At 61.5% G+C, this 17,274-nt stretch carries 18 protein-coding genes and 1 tRNA gene; 13 read left to right on the top strand and 6 right to left on the bottom strand.

Annotated elements, in window-relative coordinates:
* Positions 1-3 precede the first annotated feature (3 nt).
* Entirely contained in the window at positions 4-633 is a 630-nt protein-coding gene (locus DWW03_RS10395; protein WP_022061963.1) for a hypothetical protein, read from the bottom strand.
* Between the two features lie 43 nt (positions 634-676).
* Between DWW03_RS10395 and DWW03_RS10390 the strand changes: the two genes are divergently transcribed.
* A tRNA-Arg gene (locus DWW03_RS10390) sits at positions 677-751 on the top strand.
* A gap of 244 nt (positions 752-995) precedes the next feature.
* Here DWW03_RS10390 and DWW03_RS10385 read toward each other — a convergent pair.
* Together DWW03_RS10385 and DWW03_RS10380 are read right to left on the bottom strand one after the other, a co-directional pair.
* The gene (locus DWW03_RS10385) at positions 996-2,363 is read right to left on the bottom strand and encodes a hypothetical protein (RefSeq protein ID WP_118406735.1); all 1,368 of its coding nucleotides are present in this window, start codon (positions 2,361-2,363) and stop codon (positions 996-998) included.
* 72 nt (positions 2,364-2,435) lie between these two features.
* Positions 2,436-2,984, bottom strand: coding sequence for an RNA polymerase sigma factor (locus DWW03_RS10380; RefSeq protein ID WP_015547208.1), 549 nt, complete (start codon positions 2,982-2,984; stop codon positions 2,436-2,438).
* A gap of 134 nt (positions 2,985-3,118) precedes the next feature.
* Between DWW03_RS10380 and DWW03_RS10375 the strand changes: the two genes are divergently transcribed.
* From DWW03_RS10375 to DWW03_RS10365, 3 genes are all read left to right on the top strand, one after another.
* A complete protein-coding gene (locus DWW03_RS10375) occupies positions 3,119-3,844 on the top strand; it encodes a hypothetical protein (RefSeq protein ID WP_044054411.1) in 726 nt (241 codons plus the stop codon).
* Between the two features lie 331 nt (positions 3,845-4,175).
* Positions 4,176-5,183 carry a Holliday junction branch migration DNA helicase RuvB gene (ruvB, locus tag DWW03_RS10370; RefSeq protein WP_015547210.1) on the top strand — a complete coding sequence of 336 codons (1,008 nt, stop codon included), beginning with the start codon at positions 4,176-4,178 and terminating at the stop codon, positions 5,181-5,183.
* Between the two features lie 318 nt (positions 5,184-5,501).
* On the top strand, positions 5,502-6,782 hold the full coding sequence (locus DWW03_RS10365; RefSeq protein WP_015547211.1) for a malic enzyme-like NAD(P)-binding protein: 1,281 nt from the start codon (positions 5,502-5,504) through the stop codon (positions 6,780-6,782).
* A gap of 86 nt (positions 6,783-6,868) precedes the next feature.
* Here the strand turns inward: DWW03_RS10365 and aroB are convergent, their stop codons facing one another.
* Entirely contained in the window at positions 6,869-7,882 is a 1,014-nt protein-coding gene (gene aroB / locus DWW03_RS10360; RefSeq protein ID WP_022062639.1) for a 3-dehydroquinate synthase, read from the bottom strand.
* Positions 7,883-7,972: 90 nt separating this feature from the next.
* Here aroB and typA point away from each other — a divergent pair, with 90 nt between their 5' ends.
* A complete protein-coding gene (gene typA / locus DWW03_RS10355) occupies positions 7,973-9,775 on the top strand; it encodes a translational GTPase TypA (protein ID WP_022062640.1) in 1,803 nt (600 codons plus the stop codon).
* 127 nt (positions 9,776-9,902) lie between these two features.
* Entirely contained in the window at positions 9,903-10,532 is a 630-nt protein-coding gene (locus tag DWW03_RS10350; RefSeq protein ID WP_118406734.1) for a DUF4377 domain-containing protein, read from the top strand.
* 79 nt (positions 10,533-10,611) lie between these two features.
* On the opposite strand, the gene DWW03_RS10345 is transcribed toward DWW03_RS10350, so the two are convergent.
* Positions 10,612-10,977: a YbaN family protein gene (locus DWW03_RS10345; RefSeq protein ID WP_044054791.1), complete on the bottom strand. Its 366-nt coding sequence runs from the start codon at positions 10,975-10,977 to the stop codon at positions 10,612-10,614.
* A 194-nt stretch (positions 10,978-11,171) separates the two neighbouring features.
* On the opposite strand from DWW03_RS10345, the gene DWW03_RS10340 reads away from it, so the two are divergent.
* Positions 11,172-11,615 carry an RpiB/LacA/LacB family sugar-phosphate isomerase gene (locus DWW03_RS10340; protein ID WP_015547224.1) on the top strand — a complete coding sequence of 148 codons (444 nt, stop codon included), beginning with the start codon at positions 11,172-11,174 and terminating at the stop codon, positions 11,613-11,615.
* 43 nt (positions 11,616-11,658) lie between these two features.
* On the top strand, positions 11,659-11,823 hold the full coding sequence (locus DWW03_RS16620; protein WP_181989621.1) for a hypothetical protein: 165 nt from the start codon (positions 11,659-11,661) through the stop codon (positions 11,821-11,823).
* A 35-nt stretch (positions 11,824-11,858) separates the two neighbouring features.
* Here the strand turns inward: DWW03_RS16620 and ispE are convergent, their stop codons facing one another.
* A complete protein-coding gene (gene ispE, locus DWW03_RS10335; RefSeq protein WP_118406733.1) occupies positions 11,859-12,671 on the bottom strand; it encodes a 4-(cytidine 5'-diphospho)-2-C-methyl-D-erythritol kinase in 813 nt (270 codons plus the stop codon).
* Between the two features lie 36 nt (positions 12,672-12,707).
* Here ispE and DWW03_RS10330 point away from each other — a divergent pair, with 36 nt between their 5' ends.
* The 5 genes from DWW03_RS10330 (at position 12,708) to DWW03_RS10310 (ending at position 17,210) form a co-directional block, all read left to right on the top strand.
* Complete coding sequence (locus DWW03_RS10330) at positions 12,708-13,673, top strand: GSCFA domain-containing protein (protein ID WP_118406741.1); 966 nt, start codon at positions 12,708-12,710, stop codon at positions 13,671-13,673.
* Between the two features lie 24 nt (positions 13,674-13,697).
* Entirely contained in the window at positions 13,698-15,260 is a 1,563-nt protein-coding gene (locus DWW03_RS10325) for an alkaline phosphatase family protein (RefSeq protein ID WP_022062645.1), read from the top strand.
* Positions 15,261-15,489: 229 nt separating this feature from the next.
* Positions 15,490-15,909, top strand: coding sequence for a SufE family protein (locus tag DWW03_RS10320; protein ID WP_015547227.1), 420 nt, complete (start codon positions 15,490-15,492; stop codon positions 15,907-15,909).
* A 28-nt stretch (positions 15,910-15,937) separates the two neighbouring features.
* Positions 15,938-16,258 (top strand): metal-sulfur cluster assembly factor, encoded by a 321-nt coding sequence (locus DWW03_RS10315; protein ID WP_022062646.1) that lies wholly within the window; start codon positions 15,938-15,940, stop codon positions 16,256-16,258.
* A 1-nt stretch (position 16,259) separates the two neighbouring features.
* Complete coding sequence (locus DWW03_RS10310; RefSeq protein ID WP_022062647.1) at positions 16,260-17,210, top strand: DUF2851 family protein; 951 nt, start codon at positions 16,260-16,262, stop codon at positions 17,208-17,210.
* Positions 17,211-17,274: the final 64 nt, after the last annotated feature.

Here is a 17,274-nt window from a genome sequence, read left to right as displayed (position 1 = left end):
TCTTCAACTGTTTATAATCAATTTTCCCTTCACTTTGTAGACCGAGACTATATCGTTGACGTTCAAAACGATGTCATCGTAATTCTCCCGATCCCCGGCCACCAGGCGGACTTTGCCCTCCTCATCGGCGGCCCGAACTATCCGCAAAGTTACAATTTTTCGGCAGACTATCACATATTCACCCCCGGGAATAATTGCATCGCGGTCCACGGCTTTCAGCAGCACGACCGTTCCGGGCGGCACGATGTTTCCCATCGCACGCCCCGTATAGCACATCGCCAGGTCGCACGCCCCCACCGGAGGCACGACGAGGTTGCTCTCGGCCTCGAGATGTTCCAGATGTGCGATGCCCTGTTCGACATCCACATTATAATAAGGTATCTGCGCGCCGCGTATCCGCTCCTCGGAGAACATCTGCCCCTCCCCCGTCAGCAGCCAGAGTTTGTCGACCTGGGGGAATTTGCTGACGATACGGTCGGCGACGTCCAGCGAAATGCCGTTGTTGCCCCGCTTTATCTGATAGAGGTTTTCGCCGCGCGCCAAGCCGATATATCGCGCAAAATAGTTGGTCGACATATTCGCCCACTTGATTACGGCCTCGATTCTTTGCCAATTATTCTGCTTTTCTCGCATTTTTTTTCGAATATTAAAAAAATTTTTGCATCTTTGCACACCCGGTCCCGTAGTTCAATGGATAGAATATAAGATTCCGGTTCTTACGATATGGGTTCGATTCCCGTCGGGACTACCAGGCACAGGTGCGCAACAAGCGCACTTGTGCTTTTTTTATCGTATCTGGGCGAATGCAAAGTCGGGCGTCACTTAATTTATTCAACAAAAATAGTAACAAATTTCGATCATACAACAAAAAATAGCATATTTAATCGTCCGAATGCCACTTTTAGACACGCCTGCCCGTAATACGATAAAAGGAATCCGCACTCCCGGTGCGAACTCCTCTTATACAATAAATGTGCGATTTATAAAATCAGACTTCAAAAAGAGAGGCGCACGCCCAGTCTCAAGGTCAGCGTCAGAGGTGAATCCGTACGCGACGTACGCAATCCGGTTTCGGTGAAGTAATACGATCCTTCAGGCTCGAAATAAAGCCCCACCATACCGCCTACACGGTATTGCGCCCCCACGGCTGCAAGCGCCGACCACTGCACGCCCGGTTCGTCGACGGTCTCGGAGCCGAGCCGGGCCGAAACGCATTTCTCGACCATGCCGCCCGCACCCATATATAACGAGAAGCGGCCGCGCTCGAGGAACTGCCAGTTGAAGCGGAGGGGAACCCCTATGAAATGGAGTTTTTGCGCCACGTCGTCCGAGGTGTACTGCATCCTCACGTCCGAACGCAGCAGGGTGTAGTTCACGCCGCTTTCCAGCGACAGTCCGTGGGCGAACTCCTTGCGCACGGCGATGCCGAAGCTCAACGGCTGGTGGTGGCGGAACGAACTCTCGCCGTATCCGCTGCTGCGCAGGGGCGCCAGGCTGTTGCCGTTGCCGATCACCGACGAAGCATCGTTCTTTATCGAGGTGTTGAGCATCCGGGGAGCCAGACCTTCGCTGTTTCCGCCCGCCACGCCGCCGCCGGCAAACAGGGAGAACGACGCCTTTTTATGCGGTTTGGTGTAGGCTACGAACGGCTCGTCGGAGAACCCCGCACGACCGGCCGCGCCGGCCGCCGACCGCGTTGCGGGCCGCCCGGAAGCCTGCTTCGAAGCCCTTTCGCCGGAAGCCTCCGCCTTCGCAGTATCTCCGGACGACGCCTTCGCGACTTCACCGGATGACGCCTTTGCGACTTCACTGGACGACGCCTTCGCCGCCTCTCCGGAAACTTCCGCCGCCACAACCTCTCCGGGCCGGACCGCAGGCTCACCGTCCGTCCGGAGATTTTTCAGAGCCGCCGTCTGCGCAGGCTGCCCTGCGGCCGCAGCGAGGAGCGACCGCCGCCCCGCGGAGGATGCCTCCCCGGCAACCTGCTCCCGGGACAGCCCCACCGCCTTTGCAAGGGCGTCCCGTACGGTTTCCGGCTCCGCGGGCTGCGGTATGGCAACCGCGGTTGCTCCGTCTTCCGCCACCGATGCGATAACAGTCCCATCATTTTCCAACGCCTTGTCCGGCCGGAGCAGAAATTCACCCGCAACAGCCAAGATCAGCACGGCAGCGGCTGCGGCGGCAATCCGCGGCCGGTAGATCCGCCATACGGACCCGCGGGGTTTTGTCCCGGAAACCTCCGGCCCCGGAGCCGCACCGCCCAACTCGCGCTGCAAACGCTCCCATCCCCCCGCCGGAGGCGGGAGTTCGGCGTCGCGAAGCGCGTTCCGCATGGCTTTGATCCAATCCTTGTCTTGTTTCATAGTTCTATGTGAGTCCGGCAGCGCCGGATGATCCACCTTTTTCTGATATTCCGGAGCTGCATCCTCTCGATTTCAATGCGTCTCCAAATAAGCCCTGATCCTGCGGGCCAGCATGGCCCGGGCGCGAAACAACTGCGAAGAGGAGCTTTTCTCGTTGATTCCCAGCATCCGGGCGATGTCGCGGTGGGAATACTCCTCGATGCAGTAGAGGTTGAACACCGCCCGGTAACCCTCGGGCAGCTCGCCGATGAACCGCATCAGCACCTCGCGCGGAACGCGGGCCATCTCCGCCACGTCCGGTTCCGCCACCTCCGCCGCGGCCTTCCCCTCGTCGAGCGTCACGCTTCCCAGCTTGCTGCGGCTGCGTATCCACTCCAGCGCCACGTTGACCGTGATCCGCTCGATCCAGGCGCGCAGCGAGCCGGTTCCCCGGTAGGTGAAACGGTCGAACGCCCCGTAGATCTTCAGGAAAGCGTCGTGGAGCAGGTCTTCGGCCGTCGCGCGGTCTCCGGCGTAACGCATGCAAATCGACAACAGACGGCCTGCATAGCGGTCGTACAGCTCCTTGCGGGCCATATCGTCCCCTTTCCTGCACCCTTCGGCCAGTATCTGTTCCTCCATTTGCATTACTCAATACACTCTATAAATGCCGCGGAAGGCAAAAGACTGCATGAGTGAAAAAAATTTATTTCGCATGCAGTATTCGGCCCTGCCGGACGTTTTAAGAGCGAAAGGTAACATAAAATATGGATATTATGAAAAAATTCGGTTTATTCCTCATCGCAGCTATAGCTGTCACCGCTTTTACCTCCTGCAACGACGACGACGGCGGCGAACCGCTCCGTACGCTCATCACCACCGTCCGCACGCTCGACGGCGGAGACTACTATTTCCAGCGCGACAACGGGGAGACGCTCTACCCCGGCAACAAGTCCCGCGTCCCGGGCTACAAGCCCGATCCCGACAAAACGCAGCGGGTCATCATCTGGTTCACATTGCAGAACGGCATTGCCGATTACGATTACAACATCGACCTCTATTTCGTGGAAAACATCTACACCGGCACTTCGGAGATCGTGACCGACGCGGCTCGGCTCGAAGAGCTGGGCAGCGCCAAAACGGGCTTCCAGAGCAATACGTTCAACCTCACGAAAGAGTGGCTGACCTTCTATGCGCTCTACCCCGTATCGGACAATTCGAAACACACGTTCACGGTGATCGTCAACGAGGTGAAAGACGAAGGCGAAAAGGGTGACGGAGGCGCCGAACAGTCCGAAGCGGCCGAAACGGATTACCTGCAACTGGAGTTGCGCCACAACCCCGGCGGCGACACGCAGGGCTATACCGACGGCTATTACGTTTCGTTCGACCTCACGCCGCTCGCCGAACGGCTCGAAGGCAAGAAGGGCGTCGTCCTGCATATCGAGACCAACAAAAACGGTCCCCAGGAGATCAAACTCGACCTGCTGCAGAAGAAGTAGCCACTCCCTCACGGCAGCTGCTCCGGTCCGCCACTCTGCGGACCGGATTTTTTGCGTCCTGCCGCAACGCCCCGCAGAGGCGCGTGTGGTCGGAAGATTCGTTCTCCGGAACCTCGACTCCGTTTTCAGGCGGCAGCTCCCGGGGGTCCGCCCGCAACTGCGTTGCGGGCAGGCCTCCCCCGGGCGAAGCGAGCCGGCCCTTCCCGGGCCATGCCCCGGATCGCGCTCCAACACCGGCCGTGCGCCCCGAACCGGCCTCCGGCCCGCCTCCCGGCGCATTGTTTTTTCGCCCCGAGGGCGCAGATTTGCCGAAAATCGCTATCTTTGCATCATGTCAATCGTACGCAACACGGAGAGCGATCTCGAATTCGAGAACAAAATCCGCCCGCAGGAGCTGGAAACCTTCTCCGGGCAGGACAAGATCGTCGAAAACCTCCATATCTTCATCAAGGCGGCGCTCATGCGCGGCGACTCGCTCGACCACGTCCTGCTGCACGGCCCCCCGGGACTGGGCAAGACGACCCTCGCGAACATCATCGCCAACGAAATGGGGGCGCAGCTGCGCGTCACGTCGGGGCCGGTGCTCGACAAGCCGGGCGACCTGGCGGGCCTGCTGACCAACCTCAATCCGGGCGACGTGCTTTTCATCGACGAGATCCACCGCCTCAGCCCGATCGTCGAGGAGTATCTCTACTCGGCGATGGAGGACTATAAAATCGACATCGTGCTGGACAAAGGCCCCTCGGCCCGCTCGATCCAGATCGAGCTGGCGCCCTTCACGCTCATCGGCGCCACAACGCGCAGCGGCCTGCTGACTTCGCCCCTCAGGGCGCGTTTCGGCATCCAGTGCCACCTCGAATACTACGACGCCCCGGTGCTTGCGGGCATCGTGCGACGCTCGGCGCGCATCCTCGACGTCTCGATCGACGACGACGCGGCCCACGAAGTGGCCCTGCGTTCGCGCGGCACGCCGCGTATCGCCAACGCCCTGCTGCGCCGCGTGCGCGATTTCGCAATGGTCAAGGGCGAAGGGCACATCGACCTGGAAATCACGCGCATCGCCCTCGCGGCGCTGAACATCGACTCGCGCGGACTGGACCAGATGGACAACAAGATTCTCGGAACGATCATCGAGAAATTCAACGGCGGTCCCGTGGGTCTGAACACCGTGGCCACGGCCGTGGGCGAAGAGGCCGGAACGATCGAGGAGGTCTACGAGCCGTTCCTGATCAAGGAGGGCTTCCTCAAACGCACGCCCCGCGGCCGCGAGGCGACGCCGCTGGCCTACCAGCACCTCGGATTCACCCACCCGCGCGACGGAGAGGCTTCGCTCTTCTGACCGCGGGGAGTTGCCGACACGCCCGGAACACCTCGGCCGTCACTATGACAAACGCTCCATCCGCAATTTCGGCGTGCATTTCGGCATCGGCTGCGAATACCGCATCTCCTACCGCGTCGGCGTCGGCGTCAGTTACACCTTCTACGCCGACTCCCGGGCATCCAAAGCTCCACCCGCACCCGGACGGGCGTCAACAGCGGCCGGCGGTTTTATTTCTAAAAAAATTTCCGAAAATTCTAAAATTTGTTAAGATCGGAGCAGTTTTTGTGTTATATTTGCCGTTAGAGGTTAACAGGTTACTAACGGAAAATGAGAGAGATGAACACAAAAACGCAACTCGACGACGCGGCGCTGCGCTACCACAGCGAAGGCCGCCCCGGTAAGATCGGGATCGTCCCGACCAAACCCTATCATACGCAGTACGATCTGTCGCTGGCCTACTCGCCCGGCGTGGCGGCTCCGTCGCTGGCCATCGCCGAAGAGCCGGACGACGTTTACAAATACACGGGCAAGGGCAACCTCGTGGCCGTGATCTCGAACGGCACGGCCGTCCTCGGACTGGGCAACATCGGCCCCCTGGCGGCCAAGCCCGTCATGGAGGGCAAAAGCATGCTCTTCAAGACCTATGCAGGCATCGACGCCTTCGACATCGAGGTCGACACGACCGATCCCGAGGAGTTCATCCGCACGGTGAAAGCCATCGCTCCCACCTTCGGAGGCATCAACCTCGAAGACATCAAGGCCCCGGAGTGTTTCGAGATCGAGACCCGCCTGCGCGAGGAGCTGGACATTCCCCTGATGCACGACGACCAGCACGGCACGGCGATCATCTCCTCGGCGGCGCTTCTGAACGGCGCGAAGATCGCCGGCAAGGAGCTGGACAAAATGCGCGTCGTGGTCAACGGCGCCGGAGCCGCCGCCATCGCCTGCGCGCGCCTGTTCGTGGAGCTCGGCATCCGCCGCGAGAACATGGTGCTTTGCGACAGCCATGGAGCGGTCACGGTCTACCGCGAGGACATCAACCCGATGAAGCGCGAATTCGCCACCACGCGGCGCATCACGACGCTGGCCGAGGCGCTGCACGACGCCGACGTGTTCCTGGGCGTCTCGAAGGCCGACACGCTGACGCCCGAGATGCTGCGCACGATGTCCGGCAACCCGATCGTCATGGCCCTCGCCAACCCCGATCCCGAAATCGCCTACGATACCGCGATGCTCTCGCGCCCCGACATCATCTTCGCCACGGGCCGTTCGGACTACCCGAACCAGGTCAACAACGTGTTGGGGTTCCCCTACATCTTCCGGGGTGCGCTCGACGTGCGGGCCACGAAGATCAACGAGGAGATGAAACTCGCCGCGGCGCATGCGCTGGCCGAACTGACCCGCCAGCCGGTTCCGACCATGGTCCTGCGCGCCTACGGGGTCGAGAAGCTCGAATTCGGGCGCACCTACCTGATCCCCAAGCCGCTCGATCCGCGCCTGCTGTGCACCGTCGCCCCCGCCGTTGCGAAGGCCGCCGTCGAATCGGGCGTCGCCAAACAACCGATCGCAGACTGGGACACCTATGCCGAGAGTCTGCGGAAACGCTATCAGGAATAAGCAAAATCCGGTCGAATGATTCGACCGGATTTTTTGTATCGACCGCACACCCGACCCTCTCTGTACCGAAAGCGCCGGAACCAACTCTAAAACAACGCCGCGAAGGCATCCATCGTCATCGGCCGCACCTCGCAGTCGCCGATCCCGACCGGCAGTACGATCCGCAGCATGCCGTCTTCGTTTTTCTTGTCCTTGCCGACCTCTTTCAGCAGGCGTTTCACCTCCACGGGCGGCGTCAGGTCGAAGCCCAGCGCCGTCAGCACATTCACGATCCGGTCGCAGTCGGCCTGCGTCAGCGCACCCAGCTTCACCGCCGCCCCGGCGATCAGCACCGTTCCCACCGCCACGGCCTCGCCGTGGTTCATGCGGTTGGAGGCCTTCTCGATGGCATGCGCCAGCGTGTGCCCGAGGTTCAGCTTGCGGCGGTCGCCCGACTCGCGTTCGTCGCGCTCGACGATGTCGGCCTTGACGCGGATCGCCGCCGAAACGGCGTCCGACAACAGATCGGTATCCGTGCGCAACGCCTCGAAGGTCGTCCGCTCGATGCGTCCGAACAGATCGGCGTCGGCGATGATCGCCGCCTTGACCACCTCGGCCAGCCCGGCCCGGAACTCCCGCTCGGGCAGCGTGCGCAGCAGCGCGGGATCGCAGATGACGAACTGCGGCTGCGTGAAGGTCCCGGCCATGTTCTTGTAGCCGTCGACGTTCACGCCGTTCTTGCCGCCCACCGAAGCGTCGACCTGCCCCAGCAGCGTCGTCGAGACGAATCCGAATTTCACGCCGCGCATGTAGGTCGATGCGGCGAATCCCGCCACGTCGGTGACGATGCCGCCCCCGACCGCCAGCACGAAGGTCGAACGGTCCACGCCCAGCTCGATGAAACGGCGGTAGATCATCTCGACGGTCTGCATCGTCTTGACGCTCTCGCCCAGGCCGATCAGCACGGTGTCGTACTGCGCCAGCACCGAATGGTACAGCCGGTCGATCGTGGAGTCGGAGACCACCACCACGCGCCCTTCGGGGAGCACCCCGGAGAGAATGTCGGCCAGCGGGCCTATGAAAATTTCGCTCTGTTGGCGAACGTTGAAGGCAGGTTTCATTATTTAACTTTTTTAAGAATTTTGAGAAACAAGCAAATTTAGTATAATTTCCCGAGAATTTGTTACCTTTGCAGCACAAAATATACTTTTATGCAAAAACTGCGCAATATTGCGATTATTGCCCACGTCGACCACGGCAAGACGACGCTCGTCGACAAAATGATTCTGGCGGGGCACATCCTCCGCGACAACGCCAAGCCGGCCGGCGAACTCATACTGGACAACAACGACCTGGAACGCGAACGCGGCATCACGATCCTCTCGAAAAACGTTTCGGTCATCTACAAGGACTACAAAATCAACATCATCGACACCCCGGGCCACGCCGACTTCGGCGGCGAGGTCGAGCGCGTGCTGAACATGTGCGACGGCGTGCTGCTGCTGGTCGACGCCTTCGAGGGCACGATGCCGCAGACGCGTTTCGTGCTTCAGAAGGCCCTTGCGCTGGGCAAGAAGCCCATCGTGGTCATCAACAAGGTCGACAAGCCCAACTGCCGTCCCGAGGTGGTCAACGAGCAGGTTTTCGACCTGATGTTCTCGCTCGACGCCACCGAGGAGCAGCTCGACTACAAGACCATCTACGGCTCGGCCAAGCAGGGCTGGATGTCGCACAAATGGAACGAGCCGACCGACTCGATCGTTCCGCTGCTCGACGCCATCATCGACGAGATCCCCGAGCCGAAAATCGTCGGGGGCACGCCCCAGATGCTCATCACGTCGCTCGAATATTCGGCCTACACGGGCCGTATCGCCGTGGGCAAGGTCACGCGCGGCTCGCTCAAGGCGGGCCAGATGGTGACCCTCGCCAAGCGCGACGGCGTGACGATGCAGAAAACCCGGATCAAGGAGCTGATGGTTTTCGAGGGCCTCGGCAAGAAGAAGGTCGAGGAGGTTCCCTGCGGCGAGATCTGCGCCATCATGGGCATCGACGGCTTCGAAATTGGCGACACGGTCTGCGACTACGAGAATCCCGAACCGCTGCCCCCCATCGCCATCGACGAACCCACGATGTCGATGCTCTTCACGATCAACAACTCGCCCTTCTTCGGCAAGGACGGCAAATACGTCACCTCGCGCCACATCAAGGAGCGGCTCGACCGCGAGCTGGAGAAGAACCTCGCCCTGCGCGTGACGCCCGGCCCTTCGGCCGACTCGTTCAACGTCTTCGGGCGCGGCGTGCTGCACCTCTCGGTGCTGATCGAGACCATGCGCCGCGAGGGCTACGAGTTACAGGTGGGCCAGCCCCACGTCATCGTCAAGGAGATCGACGGCAAGAAGTGCGAGCCGATCGAGGAGATGACCGTCGACTGCCCGGAGGAGTACTCGGGCACGGTGATCGACCTCACGACGCGCCGCAAGGGCACGCTGACGAACATGGCCTCCGACGGCGAACGCACGCGCCTGGAATTCGACATTCCCTCGCGCGGCATCATCGGCCTGCGGTCGAACATGTTGACCGCCACGGCCGGCGAAGCCATTATGACACACCGCCTGAAAGGGTTCGAACCGTGGGTCGGCGAGATCGAGATGCGCACCAACGGTTCGATCATCTCGGGCGAGACCGGCACGGCCTACGCCTATTCGATCGACAAGTTGCAGGACCGCGGCCGCTTCTTCATCAGCCCGATGGAGCAGGTCTACGCCGGACAGGTCATCGGCGAGCACACGCGCCAGAACGACATCACGGTCAACGTCACCAAGGCCAAGCAGCTCACGAACATGCGCGCTTCGGGATCGGACGACAAGACGTCGATCGCGCCTCCGAAGGTCTTCACGCTCGAAGAGGCGCTCGAATACATCCAGGGCGACGAGTATGTCGAGGTCACGCCGCACTCGATGCGCCTGCGCAAAATCCTGCTCGACGAGAACGACCGCAAACGCGCGGCGAAATAACCCGTCCGCGTTCTTATCGAGCGCACGCGACCCGACTATACGAAAAAACGGACTCCGGTCCGTTTTTTTGTGCCAGACCATGCAGTATCAGGGCGTTGGCTCCGTTTTACGGGAAACATCTGCTCCTATGAAAAAACTTCGCTTCCTGCTGCTCCTGCTGCCGCTCGGGTTCGGCAGTTGCGACGACGACGAATCGCGCATCGAAACCTGGACCGTGGCTTCCGAAAAGGGCGTCGCCGGCATCTTCATGGGCTTCGGCCACGTCCCCGCCTACATCGTCAAAACAAGCCCGAATGCCGGGTGGAAAATATCCACGGCACACATCGAGGGCTTCACGTTCGAAAAAGGGTATCAGACCGAGATGCTCGTCCGCATCGACCCCATCCCCAATCCCCCGGCCGACGGCCCCGGATACCGCTACACGATGGAAAAGCCGATCTCGCGCACGCCGATGCAGTCGGATGTCGATCCGCTGCAATTCAGTCCGGAGTTCGAGGTCACCATCGCCTCCCGGCGCGCCGACAGTCCGGCAACGAGCGGTTATTGGATCAAGGACATGCGCTACACCGACCCGCAGTGGGAGCCGTTCCCGTGGGAGATCGAGGGCTTCGATTTCGAACCGGGCTTCGAGGCCCGGCTCCTCATCCGTCCCGTCGCCGAATACGACGACGCGAAGGGCGACTACGAGGTGAAATACCGCCTGACGAAGCTGATTTCGAGCGAGGAAAAGGTTTCCGAAGGAATACCGGATAAATGAACCGGGGACTGCGCAGACCCGGACCGGAAACGAACCGTCCCGCCTCCGCCCTCTAAAACCGGCTTTTTAAGCCGGGAAATCACTTGCGCAGCGTTGCGAACGAGAGGATGTGCCACGTGACGCCGACGGCCACGGCCAGCAGGCCGACCTGCGCCCACCATCTCCCGTCGAGCAGTCCGAAGATGCAGTAGAGCATCGTGCCCCACATTAGGGCTATGGAAACGACCTTGGCGCGCAGCGGTATGGCGCGGTTTTCGCGGAAGTTGCGGATATACCCGCCGAAACAGCGGTGCGCCAGAAGCCACTCGTAGAGCCGCGGCGAGGAGCGAACCCAGAGGGCCGCGGCCAGCAGCAGGAACGGCGTCGTGGGCAGCAGCGGCACGAAGATGCCGACGACACCCAGCACGAACGCCGCGCAGCCCAGTATGGCGAGAAAAATCTTCACGGTGCAAAAATAACACAAATTCGGGACCGGGAAATGCCGTGCGACACGATTTTTGTTTATCTTTGGTGCCGGGACCGCAACGCTCCTTTTCGGAGTCGGAATGTCTTACCGTGCCGGGCAGCATGCAATCCGGTTTGACAACCGCCCGTTTTTTTGTATCTTTGTAATGCCGAACACGAATAAACCGAAATACGATGAAGAAAATAGGTATCGCCAGCGACCACGCCGGCTATGAAATGAAAGAATTCCTGGTGGGTTACCTCAACGCCATGGGCTATGAGGTGCTCGATTTCGGCGCCCACTCGCCCGAGAGCGTCGACTACGCCGACTTCGCCCACCCGCTGGCCGAAGCGATCGAAAACGGCGAACTGGAACGCGGCGTCGCGCTCTGCGGTTCGGGCGAAGGGATGACCATGACGCTCAACAAACATCAGGGCATCCGCGCGGGTCTCTGCTGGGACACCGAGATCGCGTCGCTGATCCGCCGCCACAACGACGCGAACATCATCGTCTTCCCGGCGCGTTTCATCACCAACGACGAAGCCGTCAAGATGCTCGACGCCTACTTCGCCGCCGAGTTCGAAGGCGGACGCCATATCGCGCGCATCGCCAAGATGCCCGTGGCGGGCTGCAAATAGAGCCGCCTGCTCCGAAGAGCCGGAAACGGCGGAAGCAGGCCCCTTGCAGCACGTTGCCGACGGCATCGCCGACACCCTCAACGAGGGGCGCGAAACCGACGGGACCAAAGCGGACGGAACCGAAACTGATAAGGCTGAAGCGGACGGGGACGCAACTAACGGGACCGAAACGGCGCGGCAGCCCACGGATTCGCTTCCGGCAAAATAGCAGGAAACCGCCGCCGGAAGCCCCGGCGCAGCGGTTTACAGACCGAATACGAAAGGCGAAAGGTTGCACAGCCTTTCGCTTTTTTCATGCCCCGCGAAGAGTCCGAAAACCGCCGAGCCGCTGCCCGACATCGAGGCGTAAACGGCCCCTTCGGCCAGCAGGCGCTCTTTGGCGGCACGGATGGCCGGATGCGCGGCGAAGATATGCTCTTCGAAATCGTTGGTCACCAGCCCCTGCCACTCGGCCACAGGCCTCCCGAGACGCTCCGCGAGCGGCACCTCCGGAATCCGCGGCCGCACCCCGGCATAAGCCTCGCGGGTCGAAACCCCCTCGCCGGGCTTGACGATGACGAGCGTCATTCCTTTCAGATTCAACGCGAAAGGCTCCATCACCTCACCTCTTCCTTTACATAACTGCGGCGTGTTGCGCACGAAAAACGCCGTGTCGCTGCCCAGCTCTGCGGCCCGGGCGATCAGCTCCGCGTCGGACAGCCCCAATGCAAACAGCTCGTTGACAGCCAGCAACACCGCCGTGCCGTCGGACGATCCCCCGCCCAGCCCCGCGCCGAAGGGCACGCGCTTGCCGAGGCGGATAGCCACCCCGTCCACGCCGTAATGCCGCTGCATCAGCCGGAAGGCTTTGAGACAGATGTTTTCTTCGGGAGCGCAGTCCACGGCCAGCCCTTCGGCGCGGAACTCCGCGCCGGGCGCAGCGGTGCGCACCACCTCCACCTCGTCATAAAGGCCCGCAACGGGGAACATGACGGTTTCCAGATCGTGAAACCCGTCCGCACGACGGCGCAGGATGTCGAGACCCAGATTTATTTTGCAGTTTGCTTTCAGAATCATAGAACAAAGGTAAGAAATTTTGTACATTTGTACGCCATGAAATTCCGCACCGAAATCGAAATTACATCCCTCGGGGTGAAAATCAGCTACGAAAACCGGGTGCTCGCGCTCGGGTCGTGCTTCGCCGCGCACATCGCCCGAAAACTCGCCGGCGCCAAATTCCGGGTGGCGGAAAACCCCTCGGGCATCCTTTTCAATCCGCTCTCCATCGCCGCGGCGATCCGCAGTTATGCCGACCCGGCGCCCGTGACGCGCGGGGAGCTGGGGTTCGACGGCGAGGTGTGGCACCATTTCGGGTTCCACGGCGACTTCTCGGCCCCGACGGCCGACGAAGCCCTGCAAAAAATGAACGCCGCGCGGCAGACCGGGGCCGACGCACTCCGCACGGCCGACCGCATCGTCCTCACCTTCGGCACGGCATGGGTCTACGAGCGTCAGGGCGAAGCGGTCGCCAACTGCCACCGCCGGCCCGCCGCGGAATTTTCCAGAAGACGGCTTTCGGTGGAGGAGATCGTCGAGACGTTCGCGGAGCTGATCGAAGGGCCGCTCGCCGGAAAGCAGATCATCCTGACGGTCAGCCCGGTACGGCATACAGGCGACACCCTGGCGGGCAACGCCGTGAGCAAGGCGACGCTGCGGCTGGCCGCCGAGCAGCTGACGGAAAGGTTCAAGTGCTCGGCGTATTTCCCTGCGTTCGAAATACTTACCGACGACCTGCGCGACTACCGCTTCTACGCCGACGACCTGGTGCACCCCGCGCCGCAGGCCGTGGCCTACGTCTGGGAGAAATTCGCCCCGGCGGTCCTGACGGACGAAGCCCTGCGCCTGCTTCCGGAGGCCGAAGCCATCGTCGCAGCGGCCGCCCACCGCCCCCGCAACCCGCAGGGCGAGGCGCACCGCGCCTTCTGCCGCCGTCAGCTGGAACGGATCGCCGCACTTCCGGAGATGGATTTTCAGTCGGAAACGGCCTATTTCCGCCGATGTCTCGAAATAAATTCGTAAATTTGCGGCCAACTCACGACACAGATGACAAAAAAATTCTTTCTATATGCCATAGCCGCTCTCGGGACGCTTCAAAGCGCCGCGGCACAGCCCCGGCTGATCGTCCAGATCGTCGTCGGCTCGATGCGCGGCGAAGACCTCGACCGCTACGCCGAAAACTTCGGCGAAGGCGGTTTCCGCCGCCTCACGGAGGGCGGCACGGTCTATGCCGACAGCCGCTACGACTATTTGCAGACCACTACGCCCGTCTCGCTGGCCACGCTCACCACGGGGGCCATGCCCTCGACCCACGGCGTGATCGGCTCGCGCTGGGTGGATTACACCACCAACCGGACCGTCGAACTGACCGCAGGCCGCAAAGGTCCCGGCGCCTACCACCTGATCGCCCCGACGCTCGCGGAGACGCTGTTGCGGCACGCCCCGGGCAGCCGCGCCGTCACGATCGCCCCGGAGGCCGTTTCGGCCGTGGTGACGGCCGGGCACGGCGGAGAGGTGTTCTGGCTCGACTCGGCGCGCTGCGACTGGGTGACCTCGCCCTACTACGCCGCCGAAGTGCCCGAATGGATCGCCCGCAGCAACCGTGAACGCTACAACCTTTCGTACATCTCGGGCGAGTGGCGCACGCTCCTCGAACGCGGCCGCTACCTCAACACCCGCAACTACGACATCGCGCTGAGCGGAAAGAGCAAGAAAGACAAAGACCAAAGCGGCTCGGGGCGTCTGAAACTGCGGAGCGATTTCGAACGCATGCTCTACACCCCGGCGGGCAACACGGCCGTACTGGGGCTGGCCAAGCAGGCCATCGCGCAATACCGCCTCGGGGAGGACAAGATCCCCGACCTGCTGAACGTCTGCCTCGACTCGCCGCGCCGCATCAGCGAGGCCTACGGGCCCGAATCAATCGAGGTCGAGGACATGTACTACCGCCTGGACCGCGACCTGGCCGACTTCCTGACCTTCGTATTCGCACAGGTCAAGGACGGCAGCGTGACGGTGGTGCTCACCTCCGACCACGGAACCAGCCCTGCGTTCGACGCCGGGGCCGAGGAGGCCGACCGCTTCAACCCGCGGCAGTTCGAAGTGATCGTCAACGGATTCCTGAACGTCCGCTACGGCGTAGGCGACTGGGTGGTGGATTACAGCGACAAGTGCCTGTGGCTCAACCACAACCTGATCTACGAGCGGGGATTGAACCTCGCCGAGGTGCAGAACGAGGTGGCCATCTTCGCCATGCAGTTCAGCGGCATCTCCCACGCGCTGGCCGCCACGGCCATGCGCACGAGCTATTTCGGCAGCGGCTATGCACGCCGGATGCAGAACAGTTTCTATCCCCGCCGTTCGGGCGACGTGATTCTGAACCTGATGCCCGGCTGGATCGAGGAGCAGGAACGCTGCTGGTCGATGTCGGGGTCGATGTACGGCTACGACACCGAAGTGCCGCTGGTCTTCTACGGCAAGGGCGCAGGCATGCAGCGGGTCAACCGCCGCGTGGACATGACGGCCGTGGCTCCGACGCTGGCGCGTCTGGCGGGCATTCGCGAACCGGCGGCATCGGAGGGCGGAGTTTTAGAGGAAATTGCAGAGTGAACGAGGCGTAATTCCGACCGAAACCCGGTCGCATGCGACAAGTCCCTCCCAAGGCCGTTTAAGAAACGGCTTTTAACAGGTGGAAGCGCAGGATAGGACCCGATGTCCAGCATTCGGGCATCGCCTTTAAAGCCCGGCTTTTAGCCGGGGGAGTCAGACCGGCAAACGACGCCACGGGCGGCGACAACGACGCACGGAAGAGAAACGACCATAAAAAAAACGTTATACCATGGATAGCATACAAGACGAAATCATCGAAGAGTTTTCCGTATTCGACGACTGGCTCGACAAATACGACTACCTGATCGGCCTGAGCGAGACGCTCCCGGCCATCGCCCCGGAACACCGCACCGAACGGTACCTGATCGAGGGCTGCCAGTCGCGGGTGTGGGTGGATGCGAAACTGGAGGACGGCCGGGTGTACTACGCGGCCGACAGCGACGCCATAATAACCAAGGGCATCATCGCGTTATTGATCCGCGTGCTGAACGGGCGCACGCCGCAGGAGATTCTCGATACGGAACTCTATTTCATCGACGCCATCGGACTTGCGGCCAACCTCTCGCCCACGCGGGCCAACGGCCTGGCGGCGATGGTCAAGCAGATGCGGTTGTACGCTTTGGCTTTTCAGGCCAAAAGCAATTCATAATTCACAATTCATAATTCACAATTAGGGTATGTCACCTGACGAAATACTTGAGGTGGAAAAGGACATCGTCGCGACCCTCAAGAACATATACGACCCGGAAATCCCGGTCAACATCTACGACCTGGGGCTGATCTACGAAATCGACTACACGCCCGACGGCGTGGCGACGATCCGCATGACGCTCACGGCCCCCAACTGCCCGATGGCCGACATGCTGGTCGAGGACGTGAACATACAGGTCGGCAAGGTCAAGGGCGTGAAATCGGTGAACGTCATCCTCACGTTCGACCCCGTGTGGGACAAGAGCATGATGTCCGAAGAGGCCCTGCTGGAACTCAACCTGTTCTGATATGACGGAGGCGGAGGCACGGACGATCGAACGGCTGCGGGCCGGGGCCGGGACTTACGCCTGCGGCGGTTATCTGGCCGCGCTCGACGGACTGCAACGCACCGAAATCTGCACGGCGCTGATCTTCGACCGCCTGCAACGGAAAATGCGCACGGTCGAAACCCTGCACGGCGAAGCCGACGGGAACTGGAACCAGACTTTCTACCTGCTCTATTTCCGCACGCTGGGCGACCGTCAGAATCAGGAAGCCTTCCTGCGGCTGGCCCGGAAGGTCCCCTACAAAATCGTGCTGCGCGAACGGCTCGCCCCGCATGCCGTCGAAGCGATGCTTCTCGGCGCCTCGGGGCTTCTGGAACTCTACCGCGGCGACGCCTACACGCTCGATCTGCGGCGCAGTTTCGAGTACCTCGCGGCCAAATACGGGATCGAGGCGACGGACGCTTCGGAGTGGGCGCTCACGGAGATTCGTCCGGCCAACCACCCCGTGCTGCGGCTGGCGCAGGCCGCGGAGTTCTTCGCGCAGGACGAGTTCATCATGGAACGCGCCATGGCCTGCCGCACGGAGGAGGACGTCCGGCGGCTTTTCTGCATCGAAGCGCCCTCCTACTGGCGCACGCACCACGTCCCCGGCGCCGAGAGCGACGAAAGTCCCAAGCGCATCGGGGCGTTCAAGGCCAACATCATCGGAATCAACCTCGTCGCCGTCCTGCAATTCGCCTACGGAAGCTACACCGGCAGCGAACGTTTGCGCGACAGCGCCCTGACGCTCCTCGAACGCCTGCCGGCCGAAGACAACCGCTACATGCGCGCATGGCAGGCCGCCGGCGTGCGTCCGCGCAACGCCTTCGAATCGCAGGCCCTGCTGCAACTGGCCACCGAATACTGCGCCGCACGCCGCTGCGCGGAGTGTCCCGTCGGACGGCGGATCGCAAAAAGCCTCGCCGAAGATTGACAAATCGCAAAAAATGAGTATCTTTGTAAGATTTAGAACCCGAACCGAGAAAACAATAAACGCA

This window comes from Alistipes sp. AF14-19 (genome assembly GCF_003461645.1).
Classification (GTDB): Bacteria; Bacteroidota; Bacteroidia; order Bacteroidales; family Rikenellaceae; genus Alistipes; species Alistipes shahii.
Note: the sequence above shows the minus strand (reverse complement) of the source record. Positions and strands in the feature narration are given on the sequence as shown.

Bases quoted from the DNA above. Each gene is read 5' to 3' on its own strand.
- DWW03_RS10375 (WP_044054411.1), top strand. From the start codon at position 3,119: ATGAAAAAATTCGGTTTATTCCTCATCGCAGCTATAGCTGTCACCGCT.
- DWW03_RS10325 (WP_022062645.1), top strand. From the start codon at position 13,698: ATGACAAAAAAATTCTTTCTATATGCCATAGCCGCTCTCGGGACGCTT.
- DWW03_RS10315 (WP_022062646.1), top strand. From the start codon at position 15,938: ATGTCACCTGACGAAATACTTGAGGTGGAAAAGGACATCGTCGCGACC.
- DWW03_RS10310 (WP_022062647.1), top strand. From the start codon at position 16,260: ATGACGGAGGCGGAGGCACGGACGATCGAACGGCTGCGGGCCGGGGCC.
- DWW03_RS10380 (WP_015547208.1), bottom strand. From the start codon at position 2,984: ATGGAGGAACAGATACTGGCCGAAGGGTGCAGGAAAGGGGACGATATG.
- DWW03_RS10350 (WP_118406734.1), top strand. From the start codon at position 9,903: ATGAAAAAACTTCGCTTCCTGCTGCTCCTGCTGCCGCTCGGGTTCGGC.
- ispE (WP_118406733.1), bottom strand. From the start codon at position 12,671: ATGATTCTGAAAGCAAACTGCAAAATAAATCTGGGTCTCGACATCCTG.
- DWW03_RS10395 (WP_022061963.1), bottom strand. From the start codon at position 633: ATGCGAGAAAAGCAGAATAATTGGCAAAGAATCGAGGCCGTAATCAAG.
- DWW03_RS10340 (WP_015547224.1), top strand. From the start codon at position 11,172: ATGAAGAAAATAGGTATCGCCAGCGACCACGCCGGCTATGAAATGAAA.
- DWW03_RS10320 (WP_015547227.1), top strand. From the start codon at position 15,490: ATGGATAGCATACAAGACGAAATCATCGAAGAGTTTTCCGTATTCGAC.
- DWW03_RS10365 (WP_015547211.1), top strand. From the start codon at position 5,502: ATGAACACAAAAACGCAACTCGACGACGCGGCGCTGCGCTACCACAGC.
- ruvB (WP_015547210.1), top strand. From the start codon at position 4,176: ATGTCAATCGTACGCAACACGGAGAGCGATCTCGAATTCGAGAACAAA.
- typA (WP_022062640.1), top strand. From the start codon at position 7,973: ATGCAAAAACTGCGCAATATTGCGATTATTGCCCACGTCGACCACGGC.
- aroB (WP_022062639.1), bottom strand. From the start codon at position 7,882: ATGAAACCTGCCTTCAACGTTCGCCAACAGAGCGAAATTTTCATAGGC.
- DWW03_RS10330 (WP_118406741.1), top strand. From the start codon at position 12,708: ATGAAATTCCGCACCGAAATCGAAATTACATCCCTCGGGGTGAAAATC.
- DWW03_RS10385 (WP_118406735.1), bottom strand. From the start codon at position 2,363: ATGAAACAAGACAAGGATTGGATCAAAGCCATGCGGAACGCGCTTCGC.